At 53.6% G+C, this 403-nt stretch carries 1 rRNA gene; it reads left to right on the top strand.

From position 1 onward, the window contains the following. Positions 1 to 403: ribosomal RNA gene (locus tag J3L11_RS19045) — 16S ribosomal RNA — on the top strand; the annotation flags it as partial.

Raw genomic sequence — 403 nt, 5'->3', positions numbered from 1 at the left:
GGAATATTGCGCAATGGGCGAAAGCCTGACGCAGCAACGCCGCGTGAAGGAAGAAGGTTTTCGGATTGTAAACTTCTGTCCTCAGGGAAGAAACAAATGACGGTACCTGAAGAAGAAGCCCCGGCTAACTACGTGCCAGCAGCCGCGGTAATACGTAGGGGGCGAGCGTTGTCCGGAATTACTGGGCGTAAAGGGCGCGTAGACGGTTGTCTAAGTCTGGAGTGAAAGTCCTGCTTTCAAGGTGGGAATTGCTTTGGAGACTGAATGACTTGAGTGCGGAAGAGGTAAGTGGAATTCCCAGTGTAGCGGTGAAATGCGTAGAGATTGGGAGGAACACCAGTGGCGAAGGCGACTTACTGGGCCGTAACTGACGTTGATGCGCGAAAGCGTGGGGAGCGAACAG

Source organism: Shewanella sp. 4t3-1-2LB, from assembly GCF_017368415.1.
Classification (GTDB): Bacteria; Pseudomonadota; Gammaproteobacteria; order Enterobacterales; family Shewanellaceae; genus Shewanella; species Shewanella fodinae.
This window is presented reverse-complemented; position numbering and strand designations above follow the sequence as displayed.